This window comes from Streptomyces sp. NPDC008092, from assembly GCF_042957285.1.
Classification (GTDB): domain Bacteria; phylum Actinomycetota; class Actinomycetes; order Streptomycetales; family Streptomycetaceae; genus Streptomyces.
The window spans coordinates 360,168-379,462 of the sequence record NZ_JBIBHY010000007.1 but is presented as its reverse complement, the minus strand read 5'-3'; the positions used below and the strand labels follow the sequence as shown (position 1 = coordinate 379,462).

The following is a 19,295-nucleotide window of genomic DNA, read 5'->3' as shown; positions in this document are numbered from 1 at the left end:
AGGCGTCCGCTAGGCCGATTTGCGGTCCGGCTGCTCCACCAGCCACGGCAGCGCCGCGCGGTCGCCGGCGCCGAGGCGGGTGTAGGCGCTGTAGAGGTGGTTGCCCACCGTCCGCACGGACAGGGTCAGTTGCTCGGCGATCTGCCGGTTGCTGAGGCCCGCGGCGGCGAGGGTGACGATCTGGCGCTGGCGGGCGGTGAGTTCGCCGAGCACGAGGCCGGACAGGGCCGGGGTGCGGGCGCCCTGGCAGCGGCGGGCGAGGGCGACCGCGCGGGTGCGGGACATCCGGGCGGCGCGCGGGTCCCGGTGGGCGCGGACCGCCTGCGCGTGGGCCTCGGCCGCGAACAGCAGCAGGCCGCGTGCCGCCAGTGCCTCGGCCGCCCGGTCCAGGGCCGGTCCGTCACGGCGGGCGACCGCCTCCGCGTGCCGGGCGAGCACGCCGTCCAGCCGGCTCAGGGCCTGCGCGGCTCCCTCGGGTTCCCCGAGCCGTACGGCGCCGTAGTGCGCGAGACCCCCGTCCCCGCGCACTACGGCCGCCTCCCCCCACTCGGCGGCGGCACGGGCGAGTTCGGTACGGCAGGAGGCGTCGCCCGGCGCCGCCCGCAGTCCCTCCCTCGCCCACGCCGCCGCCTCTCGCAGCTCCCCCCGAAGCCACGAGTACCGGGCACGCACGGCTGCGTACCCGGCCGGTACGGGCAGGTCTCCCGCTGCCGGCCACTCCCCCACCGGGGCCGGCACCTCCCGTACGTCCAGCTGCTCGATGCGCTCTTCCAGTTGTTCCTGTTCGTCCTTCAGGGCGGGTTCGCTCTGCGCCGGGGTGCGGGCCAGCCGGCGGGCCCGCAGCCGGCCTGCCGAGGCGCGCAGCGCCGGGCCGTGCAGAGGGTGGGCGAGGCGGACGGCGCCGCGGTCGTCGACGTGGACGAGGCCGTCGGTCTCCAGCCGTTCGAGCACGGCGAGGTCGAGGGCGTCGTCGGGGTGGAGGGGCAACGGCTCGGCGAAGGCGAGGCGTTCGAGGGTGTCGCGCTCTCGTGGCCCCTGACCGTGCAGCAGGGCGGCGATCCGGTCCCGTACGGTCGCGGTCAGGGGCAGCGGCCCCCGCCAGGCCCACTCGCCGGTGTCCGGGACCCGGGACAGCCGGCCGGACCCGCGCAGCGCGCCGAGCAGGTCGCGCAGCAGCCGCAGGTCGCCCCGGCACACCCGGTGCAGGCGGCGCACGGTGAGCGGTTCCAGGCCGCCGCCGGCGAGCAGCGCGGCCGTCTCGTCGTAGGGCAGCGGTTCCAGGTCGAGGTGGGTGAGGAGTTCCCCGGTCCACAGCCGGGAGACGGCGCCGGGGACGGCTGCCGTGCCGGTGGCGGCGACCACGAGCCGGGTGCGGCCGTGCACGGCGAGCTGGTGGACGAGGGCGGCCGAGGCCTCGTCGAGGAGGTGGGCGTCGTCGACGACCAGGAGCCGGACTCCGGACAGGTGCCGGACCGCGCCGGGCAGCGACTCGCGGTCGGAGAGCAGGTGTGCGAACGCGGCGAACGGGAGGGTGCTGGTCTCGGGGGTGCCGGTCACCCGGACGCAGTCGGTGCCCCGGACGGCCTCGGTGATCAGCCGGGTCTTGCCGGTGCCGGCCGGGCCGGTCACCACGACACCGTGCCTGCCGCTCACCGACGACCGCCTGACCAGGTCCAGTTCGTCCTCCCGGCCGGTGAACGGCCAGGGCAGTTCGAGGGTTCGCGCATCCTGTTCGTAAGTCGTCACGTGAGTATGAGCCGGGTTACTCAGCTCTGATACAGGGGGACTTGAGTAGCTTCCGACTCAGGCGTGCGGCCAGGTCGAACGGCAGTCTGGGCGCATGACCCGACGCTACTGCTCGCTTTCGCAGCAGCCGGCTCCGGCGTTCGCGCCGGGACTGGCCGCCGAGCGGCTCGGCGCGCTGGTGGGCGGGCGGCGGATGTGGGTCAACGGGACGGCTCTGCACTACTACTTCTTCGACGCCGACACGGACGCCTCGGTGATCCCGGTCCCGGGGACCGGGGAGACCCGCCGGGTGCCGTGGGCGGGTGCGAAGGAGCAGCGGGACGTGGTGCGCGAGTCCTTCCGGGAGTGGCAGGACCTCGGCATCGGGGTGACGTTCGCCGAGGTCTTCGACCGGTGCGAGGCGGAGCTGCGGATCGGTTTCCAGCTGGGGGACGGGTCCTGGTCGGCGGTGGGCCGGGACGCGCTCTCGGTGGGCGCGGGCGAGCGCACGATGAACCTGGGCTGGGACCTGACCGAGCCCGGCGGGCGCTGGACGGCGCTGCACGAGATCGGGCACGCGCTCGGGATGCAGCACGAGCACCAGAGCCCGTTCGCGGGTGTCCACTGGGACGACGAGGCGGTCTACGCGGACCTCGCCGGACCGCCGAACCACTGGAGCCGGGACCGGACCCACTTCAACATCCTGCGGACGCTGGATCCGTCCGAGGCCAACGGTTCGGTGTGGGACCCGCAGTCCGTGATGCAGTTCCCGTTCGGTCCGGGGCTGGTCCTGGAGCCGGAGCACTACCACAACGGCCTGTACCCGCCGGGGTCGCTGTCCCCGGCGGACAAGGAGTTCGTGCTCCGCTGGTACCCGCCCGCCGATCCGCCGGCCGTGCTGGTGCCGTTCCGCTCGGCGCCGCTCAGCCTGGGGCCCGGCGGACAGGCCGACTTCGCCGTGGAGCCGCCGGAGACCCGCGTCTACAGCGTGGGCACCTTCGGGGAGAGCGACTCCGTCGTCGTGGTCTTCGAGGAGCGCGACGGGGAACCGCGCTACCTCGCCGGCCACGACGACGGAGGCACCCCGCACAACACAAGAATCAGGGTCAGGCTCGTCAAGGGCCGCCGCTATGCCGTCCGCGTCCGTCTCCATTCCACGTGGGGGTCGGGGGAGACAGCGGTCATGTGCTGGTGAGAGCACAGCCGCGGCGCGGAGGTCGGACCACTGTCCGGCACCGGGGGGAAGCAGCCGCGCGGACGCCACCTTCGGGGGAGGGAGACGTCCGCGCGGCAGCGCCGGTGCGTGTATTGCTTTCAGTGGCGCGGGGAACTGCGCGACCAGCCGCCACACACCGGCACCCGGACGGGCGCAGGACCGCCCCTCCCCCTAGCCGCCCAACTCCAGCGGCCGCAAGGGGTCCTTGGACCATTCCTCAAGTGAACCGTCGTACACCGACACGTCCTCACGGCCGAGCAGCGTGAGCGCCAGCGCCGCCCCCGCCGCCGAGATCCCCCCGCCGCAGTAGAGGACGACGGGCGACGCGTCACCCAACTCCCGCACCTTTGCTTCGAGTTCGGCAGCAGGCAGGCCACGCCCCGGCAGCGAGACGCTCCCCGGAATGTGCCCCCGCCGGCTGTACCGCGTCGGCACCGACCCGGCGTACCCCCCGGAGGGCAGCGCACAGACCAGCACCCCCGGCCGCTCCCCCCGGCTGATCGCCGCCACCTCCTCGATGTCCGACCAGAGCCCGGGCCGGGGCACCGGCGTCACCGGCACGGCGGCCGGCTCGGGGACGCGGTCCCCCGCGGCCACCGGCCGCCCCGCCGACTCCCAGGCCGCCAGCCCGCCGTCCAGCACCGCGGCCGGTACGGAGACCGCCCGCAGCATCCACCACACCCGGGCGGCCCAGATCCCGCCCCCGGTGTCGTAGACGACGACCTCGCTGCCCTCCCCCACGCCCAGCCGGGCCAGTGCGGCGGCGAGGGCGTCCGGCGCCGGGACGGCGAAGTGGTAGGGCGCGCCGGGGTCGGAGAGATCGCCGGTGAGGTCGGCGTGCCGGGAGCCGGGGACGTGGCGCCCGGCCCAGCCGGCGCGGCCGGAGGCGGAGCGGTGGTCGCCGTCGTGGCGGGGCGCGGGCAGCAGCGCGGTGGCGTCGAGGACGACCAGCCGGGGGTCGTCCAGGTGGGTCGCGAGCCAGGCGTCGTCGACCAGGGGGCCGGGCAGCAGGGTGGTCATGGCGGGCGATCGTACGCCCGTGACCTGGATGTCTCATGGACCGGTCAGTGGCGTCCCACATTCCGGATACCGCTTGCACAGGACGCGGGAGCAGCGGTTATGGTTTCGGCCATCTACGCGGGAGCCCCTCCCCGACCGGGCTGAGAGGGCGTCTGGGATCCGTGTGCCGCGGTGGCGGGCACGGTCCCCATGGGGACGCCGACCGCACCAGCAGCGCCATGCGCCCCGCGTAGGAGTTCACGTGTCCACAGCAGTCGAGCCGCGGCCCCCGGTGTTCCACCATGCCGCCCGCTCCTGTTGTTGTCGCGCGTGCTGCCGCCGGTCCCGCTGACCGCCGCCTCCCTCACCCCGCTCACTTCCGCGCCCCCGCGCGCCGCTTTCGGAGTACCCCCATGCCGCACATCCGGGTCATGCTCGACTATTTCCATCCGTGGCCGAATTCCGCCGGTCTGTACGTCGCCCGTGCCCGCCGCTGGTACGGGGCCGCGGGCCTGGACGTCGAACTGGTGGTGCAGGACCCGGGGCGCGGGGACACGCTGGAGTACCTGGCCCGGGGCGAGGTGGACTTCGGGATCTTCCCGCCGAACCGGCTGCTCGCCCGCCGGGCGGCCCTCGGCCAGCCGCTGGTGGCCGTCGCCGCGGTCAACCACCGCGGTCTGGAGGCGATCCAGACCACGGTCTCGACCGGCATCACCCGCCCCCGCGATCTGGCGGGCCGCCGTCTCGCCTACAACCCGACCCCGCGCGGGCGGGCCATGGTCCGCCATCTGGTGGCGGCGGACGGCGGCGACCCGGACGCGGTGGTCACCGTCGACGCGGGCTCCCGCGAACTCACGGTGGACGACATCGAGGCCGGCGAGGCGGACGCCACCTTCGGCAACTACTGGTCCTGGGACGCCCTGCGCGGCGACCTGCCCGAGCACAGCCGGCTGACCTGGCCGGTCGACGAGATAGGCGCGCCCCGCTACCACAGCTACCTGCTGGGCACGAGCGAGCGACTGCGCGACGAACAGCCGTCCCTGGTACGGGACTTCCTGGCCGTGACGGCCCGCGGCTATGCCACCGCGGCCGACGAGCCCGACGCCACCCTGGAGATGCTGGAGCGGGTCATCCCGTACTTCCCGCGTCCGCTCATCGCCCGCTCCCTCGCCCTGATCGCGCCGACCTGGACGGACCCGCAGGGCCGCTGGGGCGTGATCGACGAGGGCCGGATGGGCCCCTACGCGCACTGGCTCGCCGAGAACGGCGCCATCGCGCACGACCACGACTGGCACCGGTCCTTCACCAACAGCCTGCTGGACGTGGCCGCATGACCCTGCTCACCCGGCGGCTCGCCGTCGACTTCAAGCGGGTGGACAGCGCGCTGTGTCGGGCCTGACCGCCCCGCACCGCCGCCCGACCCCCCTCCCCCGTACGAAGGACCCGCCACCATGCTCCGCCGCACCGCGCTGCCGGCCCTCGCCGCCCTGACACTGCTCGCCGTCACCACCGCCTGCTCGGCCGACGCCGACTCCACCGCCGCCGCCAAGGACGGCACCACCACCGTCACACTGGCCCTGGACTGGACGCCCAACACCAACCACACCGGCCTCTACGTCGCCCAGGCCAAGGGCTGGTTCAAGGACGCCGGGATCGACCTGAAGATCGTGCCCTACGGCTCGACCGCGCCCGAGACGCTGATAGCGAGCCACAAGGCCGACTTCGGCATCTCCTACCAGGAGGGCGTCACCACGGCCCGCGCGGCCGGCCAGGACATCACCTCCGTCTACGCCGTCACGCAGAAGACGGACGTGACCGTCTCGGTGCGCGCCGACCGCTCCGACATCACCTCGCCCAAGGACCTCGACGGCAAGACGTACGCCGGGTTCGGCGCCCCCTACGAGAAGCCGCTGCTCCAGAAGGTCATCAAGAACGCGGGGGGCACCGGCGACTTCAAGCAGGTCACCCTCAACACCTCGGCGTACGCGGCGCTGTACGCCGGCAAGGCGGACTTCGCGATGCCGATGCCGACCTGGGAGGGCCTGGAGGCGAAGCTCAGCGGGAAGCCGCTGAAGGACTTCCAGCTCTCCGACTACGGCTTCCCGGCGATCTACTCCACGCTGATCGCGTCCTCCGACCAGTTCCTGGAGAAGAACCCGGCGGTGGCGAGGAAGTTCCTGGCCGCCGTCGACAAGGGCTACCGCTACGCGGCCGACCATCCCGACCAGGCCGCCGATCTCCTCGTCGCCGCCAACAAGAGCGTGCTCACCAACACCAGGCTGGTGAAGGAGAGTTCGCGGCTGCTGGCCAAGGAGTACTACAAGGGCGCCGACGGCTCGATCGGCACCCAGAGCGCCGCCCGCTGGAAGGCCTTCGCCGACTTCGAGTACGACGCCGGGCTGCTCGTCGACGCGAACGGCAGGAAGCTCACCAAGGCGCCGGACACCTCGGCCTTCTTCACCGACGCCTACCTCCCGGACACCAAGTGAGGGCCGTGCTGCGGTCGTCGTGGCCGCCGCTGCTGGTGCTCGCCGTGGTCGTCGGCGGCTGGCAGCTGTACGTGACGGCGGCCGGGGTCGACCCGACCACCCTGCCCTCCCCCGCCCGGGTGGTGGAGCAGGGCTGGCTGAACCGCCAGGACCTGTGGGACCAGACGCTGCCCACGCTCCAGGAGACGCTGCTCGGCTTCGCGCTGTCGTTCGCGGCGGCCTGGCTGGTGGCGGTGGTGCTGGACTTCTCGGCCGCCGCCCGCCGGGGCCTGTACCCGCTGCTGGTCGCCTCGCAGACCATCCCGATCGTGGCCGTGGCGCCCCTGCTGATCATCTGGTTCGGCTTCGGTCTGCTGCCGAAGATGCTGGTGGTGACGCTGACGACGTTCTTCCCGCTGGCCGCCAACCTGGCCGCGGGCTTCGCGGCGACCGACCGGGAGGCCATGCGGCTGCTGCGCTCGCTGGGCGCCGGGCGGTGGCGGGCGTTCCGGCTGGTGCGGGTGCCGAGCGCGATGCCGTACTTCTTCGCGGGGCTGCGGGTGAGCATCACCTACGCCGTGGTCGGCGCGGTGTTCGCCGAGTACGCGGGCGCCGAGTCGGGGCTCGGGATCTACATGCAGGCCCAGAAGAGCGCGTTCCGTACCGACCTGGTGTTCGCGGCGGTCGCGGTGACCGCCGCGCTGAGTGTCGCCCTGTTCGGGGCGACCTACCTGCTGCAGCGGCTGGTGCTGCCCTGGGAACGGAAGGCCGGGAAATGAGCAGTCTGCGCATCGCGGGCGTGGCCAAGGCCTTCGGTTCGCTGGAGGTCCTGCGGGATCTCGAACTCACCGTGGAACCGGGCGAGTTCGCCGCCGTCATCGGGCCCAGCGGCAGCGGCAAGAGCACCCTGTTCAACCTGGTGTCCGGGCTCGACCGGCCGACCTCCGGGCAGGTGCTGGTGGAGGGCGAACCGGCCGGGGTGGCGTCCGGCAAGGTCGCCTACATGCCGCAGAAGGACCTGCTGTTCCCGTGGCGGACGGTCCTCGACAACACCGCGCTGGGCCTGGAGGCGCAGGGGGTGCGGAAGAAGGAGGCGCGGGCGCGGGCCGACGCGCTGTTCGCCGACTTCGGCCTCGACGGCTTCCAGAAGGCCTACCCCGCCCAGCTCAGCGGGGGCATGCGGCAGCGGGCCGCGCTGCTGCGCACGGTGGTCCTGGAGCGGCCGGTGCTGCTCCTGGACGAGCCGTTCGGCGCGCTGGACTCGCTGACCCGCACCGAGATGCAGCTGTGGCTGGCCGGCATGTGGCAGCGGCACCGCTGGACGGTCGTCCTGGTCACCCACGACATCCGGGAGGCGGTGCTGCTCGCCGACACCGTCCACGTCCTGTCCCCGCGCCCGGCCACGGTGGTGGACCGCGTCGAGGTCCCGCTGCCCCGCCCGCGCGGCGCCGACGACTTCACGGCACCGGAGTTCGCGGCGGCGGAACGCCGGATCCTGGACTCGCTGCGCGGCACAACGGCGGTGGGGGCGCCATGAGTTCGCATCTCGCCCACGGACTGGGCACCGAACCGGTCGAGCCGGACTGGCCGCCGCTGACCGACGCCGAGGTCACGGCCGTGACCGGCCCGGCCCGGGTGGTGTGGCGCAGCCCGCGCCCGCTGTCGGCGGCGGCCGTCGTGGAACGGGACGGACGGCGGCTGTTCGTGAAACGCCACCACGTCACCGTGCGGACCGCACGGGGGCTGGCGGAGGAGCACGCCTTCCTGCGCCGGCTGCGGGAGCGGGGGGCGCCCGTGGTGGAGGTCCTGGACCTGGTGGAGCGCGGCGAGTGGACCTACGAGGTGCACTCGGCCGGGACCGGCACGGACCTGTACCGGGACGCGCTGTCCTGGTCGCCGTTCGCCGGTACGGCCCATGCCCGGGCGGCCGGCGAGGCGCTGGCCCGGCTGCACCTGGCGGCGGAGGGCTTCGACGCGCCCCGCCGCTCACCGCAGCCGCTGGTCGCCTCCTTCACGGTGTTCGCGGCCCCGGACCCGTGGGCCGCGTTGCGGACCTTCGTGGCCGAACGCCTGCGGCTGACAGAGGCGTTGACGGGCTTCCCCTGGCTGGAGGACACCCGTCGCGTCCTGCTCCCGCTGCACGAGCACCTCGCGCCCCACCTGCCGGGTCTCGACCCCCTGTGGACCCACAACGACTGGCACGCCTCCAACCTCCTCTGGGGCGAGGACGGCGAGGTCGCCACGGTCCTGGACTTCGGCATGAGCGACCGCACCACCGCCGTGCACGACCTGGCCACGGCCCTGGAGCGCAACACCGTGCAGTGGCTGGACCCCGGCCGCCCGGTCCAGGAGAAGCACGCCGTCGAACTGCTCCGGGGATACCAGTCGGTACGCCCGCTCACCCCCGCCGAGTCGGCGGCCCTGCCCGCCCTCCTCCCCCTGGTCCATGCCGAGTTCGCGCTGTCCGAGCTGGACTACTTCCACGGGGTCACCCGGTCGCCGGCGAACGCCCGGCTGGCATACGAGTACTACGTCGGCCACGCCGAGTGGTTCTCGGGCGGGGCCGGCCACCGGCTCCTTGAGCTGGTGGCCGCCCAGGTGTGAGCCTCAGCGCCGGCGCCACTCCGCCGCGAGGAGTTCGTAGGAGCGGACGCGGTCGGCCTGGTCGTGGGTGATGGTGGTGATGAGCAGCTCGTCGGCGCCGGTGGCCTCCTGGAGCTGTTCCAGGCGGTCGGCGACGTGCTGCGGGCTGCCCACGAACCGGGTGTCGAGGCGGTCCTGGACCAGCTCCCGGTCCTCGTCCGTCCAGACGTGCGCCCGTGCCTCCTCGGGGGTGGGGAAGGGGATGGCGCCCTCGGCGGTCCGGATGCTGCGGACCCAGGGGCCGTAGCCGGTGGCGAGTTCGCGGGCGGTGGCGTCGTCCTCGGCGACCACGACGTCCGCGGAGACGCTGACGTACGGCTTGTCGAGGATGTCCGAGGGCTGGAAGTACGCGCGGTAGCCGTCCACCGCCTCCAGGACCGTGGCCGGGCTGACGTGGTAGTTGGCGGCGAACCGCAGGCCCCGCTCGCCCGCGGCCTGGGCGCTCTCGCCGCCGCTGCTGCCGAGGATCCACACCTCGACCTCGGCACCCTCGCCCGGGACGACGTGGGCCTCGACGCCGTCCTCGGTGCGGTAGGTCCCGGCGAGCAGGGCGAGGATGTCGTCGATCTGTTCGGCGTAGTCCTGGGACTCGGCGTTCGGCAGCAGGAGCAGCTTGCGGTGGAGCGCGAACCGAGGGGAGCCGAGCAGGCGGGCGAAGGAGACGCGGGGCGGGACGACCAGGCCGTTGGGCGCCCGGCCGTCGACCACCGGGGTCGCCGTCGGCGCCGCCGCCTTCCCGCCCGGCGGACGGCCGCCGGAGCGGCCCAGGCCCAGGTCGAGGCGGCCCGGGTACACGGCGTCCAGGAGGCCGAACTCCTCGACCGTGGACAGCGCGGTGCGGTGTCCGAGCTGTACGGCGCCGGAGCCGAGCCGGATGGTGGAGGTCGCGGCGGCGGTCAGCGCCAGGACCACCGCGGGGGAGGTGCCGGCCACCCCCGGGTTGAGGTGGTGCTCGGCGAACCAGTAGCGGGCATAGCCGAACTCCTCGGTGCGCCGCGCGAGTTCGACGGAGTTGCGCAGGGCGTCGGCGGCGGTGGCGCCGCTCGGTATCGGCACCAGGTCGAGGACGCCGAGCGGGATGTCAGACATGGGCGGGCTCCTCGGCGGCCGGGTGGACGGGTGCCCACGGGAACGGCGGGTCGGGGATGTCCCTGCGCAGGACCGGGGCCACCGCCGACTGGAACAGCTCCAGCGAGTCGCGGTGCTGAGCGTCCGTCAGCCCCCCGGCGTCGGCGTGCAGATGCAGGACCGTGTGCCCGAACTGCTCGTGGTAGCGGTGGACTTTCTCGATGACCTGCTGCGGGCTGCCGATCAGCGCGGAGCTGCGCTCGGCGAAGTCCTCCAGGGTCTCGAAGACGACCGGGAGTCCGGCCCGGCGGAAGAAGGCCAGGTTCGCCTCGAACACCGGGCGGTAGGCGGCCAGCGCCTGCTGCGTGGTGGGCGCCACCAGCAGGCCCGCCGTGCCCGCGCCGACGGCGATCTCCGCCGGGTCGTGGCCGTAGTGCTCCCAGCGCTCCCGGTAGTACCGGATCAGCTCGGCGTACGGCTCCACGGGGTTGGTGACGTTCGCGGAGAACAGCGGGTCGCCGTAGCGGGCGGCGAGGTCGACGGACTCCTTGCTGGTGGCGCTGCCGTGCCAGACCCGGACCGGCCGCTGGTAGGGGCGCGGCCAGACCTCGGCGTCGGTCAGCTCCGGCCGGAACCGGGTCTTCGCGGTCACCCTGTCCTGCCGCCACAGCTGCCGGAACACCTCGTAGCTCTCGGCGTTGCGGTCCCACTGGTCCTCGGGCGTGACGTGGAACAGCTCGCGCTGGGCGGAGCCGTTGCCCTTGCCGATGATCAGGTCGAGGCGGCCCTCGGAGAGGTGGTCGAGGGTCGCGTAGTCCTCGTACGCCCGGACCGGGTCCAGCAGGCTCAGCGTGGTGACCGCGGTGAACAGCCGGATGCGCCGGGTGAGCGCGGCGACATGGCTGAGCACGACCGTCGGGGAGGAGGAGATGAACGGGCGCTCGTGCCGCTCCCCCACCCCGAAGCCGTCGAAGCCCAGTTCCTCGGCGAGCACGGCGTTGTCGAGGACCTCGCGGAACCGGTCGTGGGTGGACTTCTGCCGCCCCGTGACCGGATCCGGTCGGTGCACGATCAGGGTGATCGCGAGGAACCTCACGATGCCACCCGCTCGCCCCGGGGCTCGTCGGGGTGGGCGAGGCCCAGGTGGTCGCGCAGGGTGGTGCCCTCGTACTCGGTGCGGAAGACGCCCTGCTCCTGGAGGAGCGGAACGACCGTGTCGGCGAAGGTGTCCAGGCCGCCGGGGGTGATGTGCGGGACCAGGATGAAGCCGTCGGAGACGTCGGCCTGCACGAAGTCGTTGATGGTACGGGCGACGGTGGCCGGGGAGCCGACGAAGGTCTGCCGGTTGCCGGTGTTGATCACCAGGTCGCGGATGGACCACTTGTTGGCCTCGGCCAGCTCGCGCCACTCGCGGGCGATGGCGACCGGGTCCCGGTACATCCTGACCTGCGCGCGCCCCCGGGAGATGTGCTCCTCGCCGACCAGCGGGTCGACGTCGGGCAGCGGGCCCTCCGGGTCGTACGACGACAGGTCACGGTTCCAGACGAACTCCAGGTGCTTGAGGGCCGTCGCGCCGCTGACCTGCTGGCGGCGCACCTGGTGGGCGATCTCCTCGGCCTCCGCGTCGGTGTCGCCGAGGACGAAGCTGGCGGCGGGCAGGATCAGCAGGTCCTCGGGGCGCCGGCCGTACTTGGCGAGGCGGGACTTCACGTCGGTGTAGAAGGCCTGGCCGGCGTCGAGGGTGGCGTACCTGCTGAAGATCGCGTCGGCACTCGACGCGGCGAACTCCCGGCCCTCGTCGGACTCGCCGGCCTGGAAGATCACCGGGCGGCCCTGCGGGGAGCGCGGCACGTTGAACTGGCCGTGGATGTCGAACTGGGCGCCCTGGTGCACGAAGGAGCCGGCCCTGGCGTCGCTCAGGAAGGTGCCGGTGGTCTGGTCGGCGAGGATCTCGTCGCCGTGCCAGGAGTCGAACAGCTCGTTCGCGGTGGCGAGGAACTCCTTGGCGCGGGAGTAGCGCTCGTCCTGCGGCAGGAAGCCGCCGCGCCGGAAGTTCTCGCCGGTGAAGGCGTCCCAGGAGGTGACCACGTTCCACGCGGCCCGGCCGCCGGAGAGGTGGTCGAGGCTGGCGAACTGGCGGGCCACCTCGTAGGGCTCGTTGAAGGTGGAGTTGATGGTGCCGGTCAGGCCGAGGTGGTCGGTGACGGCGGCCAGCGCGGCGAGGACGGTGAAGGTGTCGGGGCGGCCGACGACGTCCAGGTCGTATATCTTCCCGCCCTGTTCGCGCAGCCTCAGGCCCTCGGCGAGGAACAGGAAGTCGAACTTGGCGCGTTCGGCGGTCTTCGCGAAGTGCGTGAAGGAGCTGAACTCGATGTGGCTGCCCGCGGCCGGGTCGCTCCACACGGTGGTGTTGTTGACGCCGGGGAAGTGCGCGGCCAGGTGGATCTGCTTCAGGGGCTTGCTCATGTCGGGTGCGGTCCTTCCGGCTCAGGCGGTGGCGGCGGCGTAGCGGTTGGCGGGGCGGGCGAGCCCGAGCAGGCCGCGCAGGGTGTCCGCCTCGTAGGCGGTGCGGAAGCGGCCGCGGCGCTGGAGTTCCGGGACCAGGTCCGCGGTGATCCGCGGCAGGTCGTGGCCGAGTACGGCGGGCCGCAGCCGGAAGCCGGAGAGGCCCTCGGCGGCGAACTCCTCCAGGAGGTCGGCGAGTTCGGCCGCGGTGCCGGTGAAGATGCGGGCGTCGCTGGTGTACGCGCCGCCGTCGAGGGCGTCGAGGCGTTCCTTGCGGGCGGCGGCCGTGGCCCGGTCGTCGTCGAGGAGGACCACCAGGTCGCCGAAGACGTGCACGGTGTCCCCGGCCCGTCCGGCGGCCTGCTGCTCGGCGCGGATCTCGGCGACGATCGCGCGGGCGTCGGCGGCGTCCCGCGGGGTGACGTAGCCGACGTCGGCCTGGCGGGCGATCAGCCGGTAGGGGACGGTCTGGTGGCCGAGGGCGGTGACGAGCGGCTGGCCCTGCGGCGGGCGCGGGGTGATGGAGGGGCCCTTGACGCTGAAGTGGCGGCCCTCGAAGTCGATGTAGTGCAGCTTGTCGCGGTCGATGAAGCGGCCGGTGGCGGCGTCCCGGATCTCGGCGTCGTCCTCCCAGCTGTCCCAGAGCCGGCGCACGGCCTCGACGTGGTCGGCGGCCTCGTCGAAGTGCTCGGTGAGCCGTTCCTGCCCGGCCGGGGACTGCAGTTGCGCCAGGTCGATCGGCGGGAAGGCGCGCCGGCCGAAGTGGTCCGCCTCGTGCGGGCGGGCGGATATCTGCACCCGCAGCCCGGCGCGGCCGGAGCTGACGTAGTCCAGGGTGGCGATCGCCTTGGAGATGTGGAACGGCTCGGTGTGGGTGGCGATCACCGTCGGCACCAGGCCGATGTGGCTGGACAGGGGCGCGATCCGGGACGCGATCAGGACGGCGTCCAGGCGGCCGCGGACCTGGTCGGTGCGGCCGTCGAGCTCGCCGTAGTGCGAGGACTGCAGGCCGAGGCCGTCCTCGATGGTGACGAAGTCGACGAGGCCGCGCTCGGCCTCGGCGACCAGGTCGGCCCAGTAGCCGGCGGTGAACAGGTCGCGGGGGCGGGCGACCGGCTCGCGCCAGGACGCGGGGTGCCAGCCGGTGCCGTCCAGGGCGACGGCGAGGTGCAGGTGGGAAGCGGGAGATGAGGACACAGTGGTGCCTTCCTGAGGGTCCGTACGAGGGCGCGCCGGAGACGGGGGCGCTGCGGGGACGACTGGTCAGGAACAACAGAGCGCGCCGGCCACGCGCTGGAGGTCGATGTGCGGCCGGGAGTGCAGGACGGTACGGCGGCTGGGGCTGGGGACACGTGTCACGGCCCGCACCTCCCAGATCTTCCGGCCTGCTCCGCGTACATCTCGTCGTGAGTCACAACCGACCGGTTTCCGTGGTTGTTCCCGGGCTGCGCAGCAGCAGGGTGCGGCCGCGCAGCCGCTCGGTGAATCCGATCGACTCGTAGAGCCGGATCGCGTTGGCGTTGCCCGGGGCCGCGTGCAGGAACGGGGTGTCGCCGCGTTCCCGGATCCCGGCGGCGACCGCGCGGATCAGCCGGGTGGCCAGGCCCCGGTGCTCCGGGTCGGTGCAGACGGCGCTGATCTCCGTCCAGCCAGGCGGCCGCAGCCTCTCCCCCGCCATCGCGACCAGGCGCCCGCGGTGCCGGATGCCGAGATAGGTGCCCATCTCGACGGTCCGGGTGCGGAACGGGCCCGGCTCGGTGCGGGCGACGAGGTCCAGCATCTCGGGCACGTCGTCCGGCCCGAGCCGTACCGCCTCGGGAGCGGGCTCGGCCCGGAGCGCGGTGTCCACGAACTGGACGCCCGTCCCGCCGCCGACCACCTCCCAGCCGGGCGGTGCCGCCTCGACCGGCTTGATCTTCACCGTCGTTCCCGGGCCGACGAGCGTGCGCAGGTCGGCCCAGGCGGCCGGGTCGGTGGGGTCGGCGAGCGCGGCGTAGGCGTAGACGTCGTCGGGATAGCGGGCCGCCCGGCCGACCCTCCCCCAGCCTTCGGCCGGGGGGACCCCCATCTCGCTTCGCTCGGCAAGGTGGGCGTGCGGGCCGGTGAGGGCCGACCAGACGGCGTTGTCGAGCGGGGACGTGCGCGGAGCGGGAGGGGCTCCGCCTCCGCGAAGGCCGGGGTGGAGAGTCACGGAGGCGAAGTCCTTTCTCAACCAGCGGGTTTGCTCTTCGACAGGGATCAGGAGTTGTCGAGGGGCAGTCCGGGCGGGTTCACCTCGGACTTGGCGACGGCCTCGTTGGAAAGGTTGTAGGCCTTGAGCCACTTGGCGTACTGGCCGTTCTCGATCAGGTAGTTGATGGCGTCCGCAAGGGGCTTGGCCAGGCCGCTGTCCTTCTTTGCGGTGGCCGCGATCAGACCCTGGAGGCTGGCGCCGGCGCCGGAGTAGGTGCCCGCGGTGCGGGTGGCGGTGGGCGTGTTCTCGGTCTGCTTGTTGTGGTACGCGATACCGGGGTTGGGGCCGAGGTAGGCGTCGATCTTGCCGCTGGACAGGGCCAGGTAGACGCTGTTGCTGTCCTGGAAGTACTTGACGGTGAGCTTCTTGCCCTCGCTCTCCAGCTTCTTCTTCCACTCCAGGAGGATCTTCTCCTGGTTGGTGCCGGCGCTCACGGAGACGGTCTTGCCGGCGAGGTTCTCGTAGTTGCCGTCGAAGTTCCAGGTGCTCTTCTTCGGCACGGTGAAGGCGAGGTTGTCCTGCCGGTAGGAGGCGAACTCGTACTTCTTCTTGCGCTCCTCGGTGTCGGTGACGTTGGAGAAGGCCACGTCGACCTTGCCGCTGTCGATGCCGACGAACATGTTCTCCCAGGTGGCGTTCTGGATCTCGGGCTTGAGGCCGAAGACCGCGGCGACCAGGCGGCCGAGGTCGGGCTCGGAGCCGGTGAGGGTCTTCTGGTCGCTGCCCACGTAGGCCAGCGGCGGGAACCCGGCGGGCAGGGCGCCCTCGCCGATGACGAGCTTGCCGCTCTTCCTGACGGAGTCGGGCAGTTCGGCGCTGATGGACTTGACCTCGGAGACCTTGATCGTGGTCTGGGTCGCGGCGCCGTTGGAGACCTGGCCGATGACGACCTCGCCGGTCTTCGCGGCGGCCGTGGTGGTGGCCGCGTCGCTGTCGCCCCCGCAGGCGGCGAGCCCGGTGGCGAGGGAGGCGACGGCGGTCGCCGCGGTGATGCCTCTGATCAGGCTGCGTCGGGTGAGGAGCGTGGGCATGGCTGTCTGTCCTTCGTGTTGCGGTGAAAGGTGTGGTTGAGGTGCGGTGAGAGGGGTGCGGTTCAGAGGACCTTGCTGAGGAAGTCCCTGGTCCGCTCGTGCTGGGGGTTGTCGAGGACCTCGGAGGGCGGGCCCTGCTCGACGATCCGGCCGCCGTCGATGAAGACGACCCGGTCGGCGATCTCGCGGGCGAAGCCGATCTCGTGGGTGACGATGACGAGGGTGGTGCCGCTGGTCGCCAGGTCCTTGATGACGGCGAGGACCTCACCGACGAGTTCGGGGTCCAGGGCGGAGGTCGGCTCGTCGAAGAGGATCACGCCGGGGCGCAGGGCGAGGGCGCGGGCGATGGCGACGCGCTGCTGCTGGCCGCCGGAGAGCTGCCGGGGGTAGGCGCCGATGCGCTCGCCGAGGCCGACCCGTTCCAGGAGTTCCTTGGCCAGGGCCTGGGCCGCGGGCCTGCTGAGCTTCCCGGTGGCGGCCGGGGCGGCGGCCACGTTGTCGAGCACGGTCAGGTGCGGGAAGAGGTTGAAGTTCTGGAAGACGAAGCCGATCCGGCCGCGCTGGGCCAGGATGGCGCGTTCGCTCAGCTCCTTCAGCCGGTCGCCCTGCCGCTTCACGCCGATCGGCTCGCCGTTGATGCTGACGTGGCCGCGCTCGGGCTTCTCCAGGTGGTTGATGACCCTGAGGAGGGTGGACTTGCCGGAGCCGGACGGGCCGAGGACGACGGTGACCTCGCCGGGACGGATGGTCAGGTCGATGCCGTCCAGGACGCGGTGGGCGCCGTACCACTTGTGGACGCCGGTTATCTCCAGGGCGGCGGGGGCCGTGTCCAGGGTGTCGGTGGCGGTCATACCGCGGCCTCCCGGCGGATGCGGGCGCTCAGGTCGGTGAGGCCGGTGCGCAGCTTCTGGAGGGGGGTCGGGGGCAGCGTGCGGGTGGCGCCTCGGGCGTAGTACCGCTCGACGTAGAACTGGACGACGGAGACGACGCTGGTCAGGATCAGGTACCAGACGGTCACCACCAGGAGCAGCGGCACGATGTCGCCGGGGTAGGTGGAGCCCATGCTCTGCGCGGAGCCGAAGAGGTCGAGCAGCGAGACGTAGAAGACCAGCGAGGTGCTCTTGATCAGGCCGATCAGCTGGTTGACGTAGTTCGGGGTGATCGACCTGAGCGCCTGCGGGAACACGATCCTCCGGAACTGGTAGCCCTTGGGCAGGCCGAGCGCGGCGGCCGCCTCGTGCTGGCCCTGGTCCACGGAGAGGATGCCGCCGCGGACCACCTCGGCCGCGTAGGCGGCCTCGTTGAGGCTGAGGCCGATGACGGCGACGACCATGTCGGTGGCGAGCTTCGACTCGTCGAAGGAGAAGAAGGCCGGCCCGAAGGGGACGCCGATGCTCAACGTCTTGTACAGGGCGCTGAAGTTGTAGAGGAAGAGCAGGACCACGATGAGCGGTACGGAGCGCAGCGCCCACACGTAGGTCCAGCTGACCGCGCGCAGCACGGGGCTCTTCGACAGCCGGGCCAGGGCGAGCAGGATGCCGCCGAGGAGGCCCAGCACCGCGCTGTAGGCGGTGACTTCGAGGGTGATGGCCAGTCCGTCGAGGATGGTCGGCCGCAGGAACCAGTAGCCGAAGCGGTCCCACTGGTAGAAGGGGTTGGTGACCAGTCCGTGGGCGAACTGGACGACGAGGACCAGGACGACGGCGGTGGCGATCCACCGTCCGGGCCTGCGCAGTGGCTGAACGCGCTGTGCTGCGAGGGGTGGTGACGGCTCGTCGGCTGCGGGGGGCGCCTCGGGGGCGGCGATCGTGGCGCCTGGGGGTTCACTCATGGCGGGCTCCGGCGGAGTCGGACGCCCACGTGTCCCACGGCGGTGGCCGCGCACCGGGCCGTGTTCGGGCACGGCACGGTGCGCGGAGGCGCGCGGGCACGGGGGCTGGGCGGACGGCGGCACACCGGGCGGCCGGTGTCTCGACGGGGACGCTGGGGTGCGAAGCTGCGGAAAACCGGCGGAAAGGCCTGGTCAGATCCGACAGCGGGCACAGCCCGGTGCGGTACACGCGCTACACAGGGCGCTGTTGACACGGAGCAGGTCGACGGCGCGGTCGGCGACGAGCGGGCTCGGGTACGGGCGTACGCAGCCCGCGGCGCGGCGCTGGGCCGTCCTGGAAGCTGCGTACATGTCCGTCACCTGTCACTGTCGTGCCGGCCCCGGGAGGGCCTCGCGCTTACCGAATCGTCGCTTGCCGAAACGTCGTCGGTCCGGTCGTCACCTGGGGCACCCCACCGCGATGCGAGGGTTGCCGGTCAGCAAGCCAGGGCTTGATGCTGACGCTCATGACCGTTCTGGTCCGTAAGTAACGCAGTTGCCCGAACGAATGTCAACGCCTGTCCGACTGGCGAAACGGTTCGGACCGCTCTCACCTGCGCGGAACGCCGGGAGCGTCCGCCGCGTGGCCCGCCCAGTCCAGGATCTGGACGGCCGCGCCGGCGGCCTCCAGGCCCTGGCAACGGCCGTGGTGGCGGCGGGCGATGCCGTCGAGGTCGAGGTGAACGCCGAAGGCCGGGTGGGCGGCCAGCCGCCGGGCGTAGGCCCACAGCACCGGGTGGCCGGCGACGGCGTGCACGGCGGCGGCGTCCAGGTGGTTGCGGTGCACGGTGTCGAGTTGCACCAGGGTCACCCACAACTCGATGTCCGCGGCCGTGAGTTGACCGCCGACCAGGAACTCCACCCCGGTCAGCCGGTGCTCCAGTTCGTCCAGGGCGGCGAGCAGCGTCTCCAGCGCCGCCGGGTCGCCGCCCTCGCGCCCGGCGCGCTGCGCGGCCTGCTCGACGTCCTCGGCGCACAGCCGCTCGACGGCCTCGATCTCGGCCTCGGCACCGCACGGGTAGAGCCGGGCGGCACCGTCGCCGAAGTGCTGGTCCAGGTCGCGCAGGATGTCCCGGCTGTGGGTGCTGACGATGCGGCCGGACCATCCGTCGCTGAACACCGGCGCGAGGGCCGGTCCCGAGTAGCGGTGCGCACTGGCCTCGTACAGGGGGCGCAGTACCGCGTGGCTGCCGTCGGGACAGTCCGGGACGGCGGGCAGGAAGGTGACCGGACAACAGTCGTCCAGGGCCAGCAGGCTGTGGCCGACGGCGATCCGGAGGCCGTCGGGACACGCGGTGGACAGGTGCAGCCGGTAGCGGCGCGGCACGGCGTAGTGGCCGCTGCGCGCGTCGCGGCCGATGCGGCCCCGGAAGGCGGGGGCGGTGCGGACGGAGGGCAGGGCGGCGAGTGGAGTGATGGACATGCGTCTCCCCGGGGCGGGCGCGCGGACGTACGCGCGGCGGAAGCGTTCGTCGGTGGGTTCTCGGCGGGTCGTGACTTGGTGGGTCGTGAGTCGATGGGTCGTGACTCGATGGCT

The 19,295-nt window shown here is 72.7% G+C and carries 18 protein-coding genes and 1 riboswitch; of the genes, 6 read left to right on the top strand and 12 right to left on the bottom strand.

The window, feature by feature from the left end; genetic code table 11:
- Positions 1-9: 9 nt before the first annotated feature.
- Positions 10-1,746, bottom strand: coding sequence for a LuxR C-terminal-related transcriptional regulator (locus ACFZB3_RS24725; RefSeq protein ID WP_391378520.1), 1,737 nt, complete (start codon positions 1,744-1,746; stop codon positions 10-12).
- A gap of 94 nt (positions 1,747-1,840) precedes the next feature.
- Here ACFZB3_RS24725 and ACFZB3_RS24720 point away from each other — a divergent pair, with 94 nt between their 5' ends.
- Positions 1,841-2,920, top strand: coding sequence for a M12 family metallopeptidase (locus tag ACFZB3_RS24720; protein ID WP_391378517.1), 1,080 nt, complete (start codon positions 1,841-1,843; stop codon positions 2,918-2,920).
- Between the two features lie 192 nt (positions 2,921-3,112).
- Here the strand turns inward: ACFZB3_RS24720 and ACFZB3_RS24715 are convergent, their stop codons facing one another.
- Entirely contained in the window at positions 3,113-3,961 is an 849-nt protein-coding gene (locus ACFZB3_RS24715) for a rhodanese-like domain-containing protein (protein WP_391378515.1), read from the bottom strand.
- A gap of 392 nt (positions 3,962-4,353) precedes the next feature.
- On the opposite strand from ACFZB3_RS24715, the gene ACFZB3_RS24710 reads away from it, so the two are divergent.
- The 5 genes from ACFZB3_RS24710 to ACFZB3_RS24690 all read left to right on the top strand — a co-directional run bounded on the left by ACFZB3_RS24710 (position 4,354) and on the right by ACFZB3_RS24690 (position 9,012).
- Positions 4,354-5,274 carry an ABC transporter substrate-binding protein gene (locus ACFZB3_RS24710; RefSeq protein WP_391378512.1) on the top strand — a complete coding sequence of 307 codons (921 nt, stop codon included), beginning with the start codon at positions 4,354-4,356 and terminating at the stop codon, positions 5,272-5,274.
- A gap of 117 nt (positions 5,275-5,391) precedes the next feature.
- Positions 5,392-6,429, top strand: a complete 1,038-nt coding sequence (locus ACFZB3_RS24705) for an ABC transporter substrate-binding protein (RefSeq protein WP_391378510.1) — start codon at positions 5,392-5,394, stop codon at positions 6,427-6,429.
- Positions 6,426-7,187: an ABC transporter permease subunit gene (locus tag ACFZB3_RS24700; protein WP_391378508.1), complete on the top strand. Its 762-nt coding sequence runs from the start codon at positions 6,426-6,428 to the stop codon at positions 7,185-7,187. The genes ACFZB3_RS24705 and ACFZB3_RS24700 overlap by 4 nt, the downstream gene beginning before the upstream one ends.
- Complete coding sequence (locus ACFZB3_RS24695) at positions 7,184-7,945, top strand: ATP-binding cassette domain-containing protein (protein ID WP_391378506.1); 762 nt, start codon at positions 7,184-7,186, stop codon at positions 7,943-7,945. Before ACFZB3_RS24700 ends, ACFZB3_RS24695 begins: the two co-directional genes overlap by 4 nt.
- Complete coding sequence (locus tag ACFZB3_RS24690) at positions 7,942-9,012, top strand: phosphotransferase (RefSeq protein WP_391378504.1); 1,071 nt, start codon at positions 7,942-7,944, stop codon at positions 9,010-9,012. The genes ACFZB3_RS24695 and ACFZB3_RS24690 overlap by 4 nt, the downstream gene beginning before the upstream one ends.
- A gap of 3 nt (positions 9,013-9,015) precedes the next feature.
- Here ACFZB3_RS24690 and ACFZB3_RS24685 read toward each other — a convergent pair whose 3' ends face one another.
- The 10 genes from ACFZB3_RS24685 to ACFZB3_RS24640 all read right to left on the bottom strand — a co-directional run bounded on the left by ACFZB3_RS24685 (position 9,016) and on the right by ACFZB3_RS24640 (position 19,181).
- Complete coding sequence (locus ACFZB3_RS24685; protein ID WP_391378502.1) at positions 9,016-10,140, bottom strand: LLM class flavin-dependent oxidoreductase; 1,125 nt, start codon at positions 10,138-10,140, stop codon at positions 9,016-9,018.
- On the bottom strand, positions 10,133-11,215 hold the full coding sequence (locus ACFZB3_RS24680) for an LLM class flavin-dependent oxidoreductase (protein ID WP_391378500.1): 1,083 nt from the start codon (positions 11,213-11,215) through the stop codon (positions 10,133-10,135). The genes ACFZB3_RS24685 and ACFZB3_RS24680 overlap by 8 nt, the downstream gene beginning before the upstream one ends.
- Positions 11,212-12,585, bottom strand: a complete 1,374-nt coding sequence (locus ACFZB3_RS24675) for an NtaA/DmoA family FMN-dependent monooxygenase (protein WP_391378498.1) — start codon at positions 12,583-12,585, stop codon at positions 11,212-11,214. The genes ACFZB3_RS24680 and ACFZB3_RS24675 overlap by 4 nt, the downstream gene beginning before the upstream one ends.
- A gap of 21 nt (positions 12,586-12,606) precedes the next feature.
- The gene (locus ACFZB3_RS24670; protein ID WP_391378496.1) at positions 12,607-13,821 is read right to left on the bottom strand and encodes an LLM class flavin-dependent oxidoreductase; all 1,215 of its coding nucleotides are present in this window, start codon (positions 13,819-13,821) and stop codon (positions 12,607-12,609) included.
- Positions 13,822-13,887: 66 nt separating this feature from the next.
- Positions 13,888-13,983, bottom strand: coding sequence for a putative leader peptide (locus tag ACFZB3_RS24665; protein WP_384033399.1), 96 nt, complete (start codon positions 13,981-13,983; stop codon positions 13,888-13,890).
- Between the two features lie 52 nt (positions 13,984-14,035).
- A complete protein-coding gene (locus ACFZB3_RS24660) occupies positions 14,036-14,815 on the bottom strand; it encodes a GNAT family N-acetyltransferase (RefSeq protein ID WP_391378494.1) in 780 nt (259 codons plus the stop codon).
- A 47-nt stretch (positions 14,816-14,862) separates the two neighbouring features.
- Positions 14,863-15,888 (bottom strand): transporter substrate-binding domain-containing protein, encoded by a 1,026-nt coding sequence (locus ACFZB3_RS24655; RefSeq protein ID WP_391378492.1) that lies wholly within the window; start codon positions 15,886-15,888, stop codon positions 14,863-14,865.
- Between the two features lie 62 nt (positions 15,889-15,950).
- On the bottom strand, positions 15,951-16,739 hold the full coding sequence (locus ACFZB3_RS24650) for an ATP-binding cassette domain-containing protein (protein ID WP_391378490.1): 789 nt from the start codon (positions 16,737-16,739) through the stop codon (positions 15,951-15,953).
- Positions 16,736-17,719 carry an ABC transporter permease subunit gene (locus ACFZB3_RS24645; RefSeq protein WP_391378488.1) on the bottom strand — a complete coding sequence of 328 codons (984 nt, stop codon included), beginning with the start codon at positions 17,717-17,719 and terminating at the stop codon, positions 16,736-16,738. Before ACFZB3_RS24645 ends, ACFZB3_RS24650 begins: the two co-directional genes overlap by 4 nt.
- A 388-nt stretch (positions 17,720-18,107) precedes the next feature.
- A riboswitch (SAM riboswitch) is annotated at positions 18,108-18,231 on the bottom strand.
- 77 nt (positions 18,232-18,308) lie between these two features.
- Positions 18,309-19,181: a glutathione S-transferase C-terminal domain-containing protein gene (locus ACFZB3_RS24640; RefSeq protein WP_391378485.1), complete on the bottom strand. Its 873-nt coding sequence runs from the start codon at positions 19,179-19,181 to the stop codon at positions 18,309-18,311.
- Positions 19,182-19,295 lie beyond the last annotated feature (114 nt).

What these genes read in the sequence shown, in the direction of transcription:
- ACFZB3_RS24720 (WP_391378517.1), top strand. Translation starts at nt 1,841, where the DNA reads ATGACCCGACGCTACTGCTCGCTTTCGCAGCAGCCGGCTCCGGCGTTC.
- ACFZB3_RS24715 (WP_391378515.1), bottom strand. Translation starts at nt 3,961, where the DNA reads ATGACCACCCTGCTGCCCGGCCCCCTGGTCGACGACGCCTGGCTCGCG.
- ACFZB3_RS24710 (WP_391378512.1), top strand. Translation starts at nt 4,354, where the DNA reads ATGCCGCACATCCGGGTCATGCTCGACTATTTCCATCCGTGGCCGAAT.
- ACFZB3_RS24705 (WP_391378510.1), top strand. Translation starts at nt 5,392, where the DNA reads ATGCTCCGCCGCACCGCGCTGCCGGCCCTCGCCGCCCTGACACTGCTC.
- ACFZB3_RS24695 (WP_391378506.1), top strand. Translation starts at nt 7,184, where the DNA reads ATGAGCAGTCTGCGCATCGCGGGCGTGGCCAAGGCCTTCGGTTCGCTG.
- ACFZB3_RS24690 (WP_391378504.1), top strand. Translation starts at nt 7,942, where the DNA reads ATGAGTTCGCATCTCGCCCACGGACTGGGCACCGAACCGGTCGAGCCG.
- ACFZB3_RS24685 (WP_391378502.1), bottom strand. Translation starts at nt 10,140, where the DNA reads ATGTCTGACATCCCGCTCGGCGTCCTCGACCTGGTGCCGATACCGAGC.
- ACFZB3_RS24675 (WP_391378498.1), bottom strand. Translation starts at nt 12,585, where the DNA reads ATGAGCAAGCCCCTGAAGCAGATCCACCTGGCCGCGCACTTCCCCGGC.
- ACFZB3_RS24655 (WP_391378492.1), bottom strand. Translation starts at nt 15,888, where the DNA reads ATGCCCACGCTCCTCACCCGACGCAGCCTGATCAGAGGCATCACCGCG.
- ACFZB3_RS24650 (WP_391378490.1), bottom strand. Translation starts at nt 16,739, where the DNA reads ATGACCGCCACCGACACCCTGGACACGGCCCCCGCCGCCCTGGAGATA.
- ACFZB3_RS24645 (WP_391378488.1), bottom strand. Translation starts at nt 17,719, where the DNA reads ATGAGTGAACCCCCAGGCGCCACGATCGCCGCCCCCGAGGCGCCCCCC.
- ACFZB3_RS24640 (WP_391378485.1), bottom strand. Translation starts at nt 19,181, where the DNA reads ATGTCCATCACTCCACTCGCCGCCCTGCCCTCCGTCCGCACCGCCCCC.